Consider the following 4,107-nt stretch of genomic DNA (forward strand, 5'->3'; position numbering starts at 1 on the left):
TCGAAGCGGCGGCTCACGGGGCCCTCGGGGAAGACACCGATCCGCTCGCCGCGCTTCAGCGCCGCGACGGCCTCGTCGTAGGCGTGCGCCCCCGCGGCACGGTCGACCGGGATGTGCTTCATGTTGCGCATGAGCGCCCCGAGCGGCCATCCCTTGAAAGCGCCCTTCTTGGCCATGAACCGGATGCGACGCTTGTTGGCGAGCCAGGTCACCCATTCGACGATCGCGAACTCGAGGTACCCGAAGTGGGTGATCGCGATCACCGCGCCCCCGTCGACCGGGAGGTGATCGCGGCCGGCGACGCGCAGCTTCACCCGCAGCACGCCGAACAGCAGCCGCCCCACGGTGATCGCTCCGGTGTAGATCGGTTCGTTGCGGTAGCGGCGCATTCCACGACCCTAACGGGCGCGCCCAGCGGCGAACTGGGGGTTGACCCCTGAACCGGGGCTGGGCGGATGGGGCGTGCGCTCCTAGCCTGATCCCATGAAACCGGGGGGCTTCGTGCTGGGGGCGTCGATCGTCTCCGCGGTGGCCTTCGTCGGCGCGTGTGTGCTCGCGATCGCCCAGTTCTCGGTGCTGCTGGAGGCTGTCGCCCGCTGAGCGGTCGGGCACGTCAACCCTGGACCCGGGGCCGTACGTCGTGGAAGCGTAGACCTCCACCGACGGAAGGAACTCCCATGCGCGCCACCGTCCCCGCGGTGACTCTCGCCGCCGCTGCCGTCCTCGCGATGACCGGCTGCACGGCACCCGCCGAGACTCCGGATGCCGACCCGCCGTCGTCGACGGACCAGCCGTGCCTCGTCGGCACCTGGCAGCTCGACGTCGCCGACTACGCCGCCCAGTCGGAGGCGTTCGTGCTCGGCCTGGGCCTGCCGATCGAGGGATTCGCGATGACGGGAGCCGGCACGATCACGTTCACCGCCGACGGTCTCGTCGCGACCGACATCGATCTGCGCACGACGGGCACGATCGTCGCCGGCGACACCCGCGTGCCGCTCGACCAGCCGTCGGCGTACACGGGGTCCGGCGACTGGGCCGCCGGTGCCGGGCCCGACACGGTCGACCTCGCGAACTGGGCGAACGTGCCCGACCCCGACGTGCCGGTCAGCCCCGATGCCCCGCCGGTGCCGGCGATCGACTACACCGACATCCCCACGGTCAGCGCCGTCTGCACCGAGGACGACCTGCTGCTGCAGGGGCCGGACGCCCCGCTGTCGGCCCTCTGGCACCGCTGAGCGGCCGGGCTCAGCCCGCGAACGGGCTCGACCCGGTGCCGAGCTCGACGATCCGGGCGTAGGCCTCCGGGGTCGTCGTGTTCTCGGCGAGCAGGTTGGGTTTGCCGCGCCCGTGATAGTCGCTCGACCCGGTCACGATGAGGTCGTAGCGCTGGGCGATCGCGGCCCACTTCTCGCGGGCGGCGGGCGGGTTGTCGCGGTGCCCCACCTCGACACCGGCGAGGCCGGCATCCACGAGCGCCCGCGTCCGACGCTCGTCGACCAGCCGGTCGGGGCCGCGCCCGCCGGGGTGGGCGAGCACGGGTACGCCGCCCGCGGCGACGATGAGTTCGACCCCCTCGAGCGGCTTCGGCGCGGCGTGCGGGCGGTAGTAGCCGCCGCGCCAGTGCAGGATGCTCTGGAACGCGGCGCTGCGGTCGGTGACGTGACCGCGCGCGACGAGCGCGTCGGCGATGTGCGGGCGCCCCAGAGTCGCTCCGGGCTGGGCTTGCGCGAGCACGTCCTCCCAGTCCAGCGCGTAGTCGACGGCGATGCGCTGCACCATCGCCTCGGCCCGGTGCAGTCGCTCAGCCCGGATCTTCTCGGTCTCGGCCAGCAGCCCGGGGTGGGCCGGATCGATGAGGTAGGCGAGCAGATGCACACTCGCGCCGTCGAGCTGGGTGGAGAGCTCCATCCCCGGCAGCACGGTGAGACCGGTGCCCTCGGCCGCCTCGAACGCGGGAACCCAGCCCGCCGTCGAGTCGTGGTCGGTGATCGCGAGCACCCCGAGCCCGGCGGCGACCCCCGCCGCGACGAGTTCCGCCGGTGTCTCGGTGCCATCGGAGACGCTGCTGTGCGCGTGCAGATCGATCGCACCGCGCGGTTCGGGGACAGCCGGGCACATCCCGCCATCGTAGGCTCGACGGGCCATGTTCCGCCGTGTCCTCTCCGCCGCCGTACTCGTCGTCGCCGCCGCCGTCCTGCTGATCGCGGCCTGGCCGCAGTTGCTCGGCATCCAGCGCGAGACGGGAGTCGTGCAGGTGACGACGATGCGCGGCCTGCTGACCGCGGTCGCGCTCCTCGGCGCGGTGCTCTTCACGCTCATCGCGCTCGTCTCCTCGGGCGTGCGACGGTTCGCCGGCGCGCTGGCGCTGCTCCTGCTGCTGTTCGCCGGCATCCAGCTCGCCGTGTTGACCACCCGTGGCGCGGGCGACGCGGCCTTCGAGGCGAAGGCGGCGGATGACCTCACGGTGCTGTCCTGGAACACCCTCGGCGACCAGCCCGAGCTGGAGACGACCGTCGGGCTGATCGTCGACGAGGACGCCGACATCGTCGTCCTCCCCGAGACGAGCGAGGAGTACGCACGGCTCGTGCAGGCGCAGCTCTCCGCGGCGGGGTCGCCGATGCAACTGATCCCGCTGTCGTACGACCTCATCTCGAAGGCACGGTCGACGATGGTGCTCATCTCCGCCGACCTCGGCGCCTACGCCCGCGACGACAGCGTCGGCGGCACCGACACGCTGCCCTCGGTACTCGCGGTCCCGCTCGACGGAACGGGTCCGGTGATCGTGGGTGCGCATCCGGTCGCCCCCGTCCCGGGCGAGATGAGCGGGTGGCGGCAGGGGCTCGACTGGCTCGCCGCCCGGTGCGCGGGCGAGAACGTGATCCTCGCCGGCGACCTCAATTCGACCCTCGACCACTACACGGGACTCGACGCCGCCTCCGACGCCAGCGGCGGGCTCGGCGGATGCCGGGACGGCGCGCGCCTCACCGGCAACGCGGCGGTGGGCAGCTGGCCGGCGGTGCTGCCGACGCTGCTGGGAGCCCCGATCGACCACGTGATGGCGACGCCGAACTGGGACTTCGTCGGCTTCCGGGTGATCACCGCGCTCGACGACGCCGGCAGCGACCACCGCCCCGTCGTCGCGCAGTTGCGTCCCGCGGGATGAGAATGGGAGCATGGCCGACTCGCCCAGCTCCTCCCCTGCCCCGTCAGAAGCGGCCGCTCCGCGCACGACCGCGAACCGGTCGGCGCTGCCGACGGACTCCGCCTTCCGCAGCTACATCTCCGGGGGCTGGGCCGAGCGCCCCGACATCACCCCGTCGCCGCGCGTCGCCGCCCCGTACGCCGCGGCCCGGCGCCTGCGCATCTCGCAGCAGTACCCCGGCACGCGGCTGATCGTCCCGGCTGGCCCGGCGGCCGTGCGTTCCAACGACACCGACCACCCGTACCGCGCCCACTCGGCCTTCGCCTACCTCACCGGCTGGGGATCGGATGCCGTGCCCGACTCGGTGCTGGTGTTCGAACCGACCGACGACGGGCACGACGCGACCCTCTACTTCCTCGCCGCCGCCGGGCGCGACACGACCGAGTTCTACGCGAACGCCGGCATCGGCGAGTTCTGGACCGGCCCGCGCCCGTCCCTCGCGCAGGTCGCCGCCGACCTCGGCCTCGCCACCCGCGACCACGCGGAGTTCGAGGCCGTGCTCGATCAGGTGGATGCCGCGACGCTGATCGTGCGCGACGCCGACGACGGGCTCACCGACCAGATCGACGGCCGCCGGCTGCTCGCCGCCGTCGACGCCGAGACGGTCGAGGACGAGGCCGACGCGACCTTCGCGAGCGATCTCTCCGAGCTGCGCTTCGTGAAAGACGACTGGGAGCTCTCCGAGCTGCGCGCCGCCATCGCGGCGACCAAGCGCGGCTTCGACGAGGTCATCGCCGACCTGCCCGCCGCGATCGCAACCGAACGCGGCGAGCGCGTGGTCGAGGGCACCTTCGACCGCCGCGCGCGCATCGACGGCAACACGGTCGGTTACGACACGATCGCCGCGAGCGGCCCGCACGCCTGCTACCTGCACTGGACCCGCAACGACGGGCCGGTGGTGCCGG

General features: G+C 72.8%; 5 protein-coding genes. 3 read left to right on the forward strand and 2 right to left on the reverse strand.

What is annotated here, in order from left to right; translation table 11 throughout:
* A partial coding sequence (locus tag ACILQS_RS15810) for a lysophospholipid acyltransferase family protein (RefSeq protein ID WP_395641085.1) occupies window positions 1-389 on the reverse strand: 389 nt, incomplete at its 3' end.
* Between the two features lie 288 nt (window positions 390-677).
* Between ACILQS_RS15810 and ACILQS_RS15815 the strand changes: the two genes are divergently transcribed.
* The gene (locus ACILQS_RS15815) at window positions 678-1,235 is read left to right on the forward strand and encodes a hypothetical protein (protein WP_395641086.1); all 558 of its coding nucleotides are present in this window, start codon (window positions 678-680) and stop codon (window positions 1,233-1,235) included.
* Between the two features lie 10 nt (window positions 1,236-1,245).
* Here ACILQS_RS15815 and ACILQS_RS15820 read toward each other — a convergent pair whose 3' ends face one another.
* Window positions 1,246-2,118 (reverse strand): PHP domain-containing protein, encoded by an 873-nt coding sequence (locus ACILQS_RS15820; protein ID WP_395641087.1) that lies wholly within the window; start codon window positions 2,116-2,118, stop codon window positions 1,246-1,248.
* A gap of 25 nt (window positions 2,119-2,143) precedes the next feature.
* Here ACILQS_RS15820 and ACILQS_RS15825 point away from each other — a divergent pair, with 25 nt between their 5' ends.
* Window positions 2,144-3,163 (forward strand): endonuclease/exonuclease/phosphatase family protein, encoded by a 1,020-nt coding sequence (locus ACILQS_RS15825; RefSeq protein WP_395641088.1) that lies wholly within the window; start codon window positions 2,144-2,146, stop codon window positions 3,161-3,163.
* 10 nt (window positions 3,164-3,173) lie between these two features.
* Window positions 3,174-4,107: aminopeptidase P N-terminal domain-containing protein (locus ACILQS_RS15830; RefSeq protein ID WP_395641089.1), on the forward strand; the 934-nt coding region annotated here is incomplete at its 3' end.

This window comes from Pseudolysinimonas sp. (assembly GCF_044239695.1).
In the GTDB taxonomy this organism is placed as follows: Bacteria; Actinomycetota; Actinomycetes; order Actinomycetales; family Microbacteriaceae; genus Pseudolysinimonas_A.

Coding starts and splice junctions, on each gene's coding strand:
- ACILQS_RS15815 (WP_395641086.1), top strand. CDS start 678: ATGCGCGCCACCGTCCCCGCGGTGACTCTCGCCGCCGCTGCCGTCCTC.
- ACILQS_RS15820 (WP_395641087.1), bottom strand. CDS start 2,118: ATGTGCCCGGCTGTCCCCGAACCGCGCGGTGCGATCGATCTGCACGCG.
- ACILQS_RS15825 (WP_395641088.1), top strand. CDS start 2,144: ATGTTCCGCCGTGTCCTCTCCGCCGCCGTACTCGTCGTCGCCGCCGCC.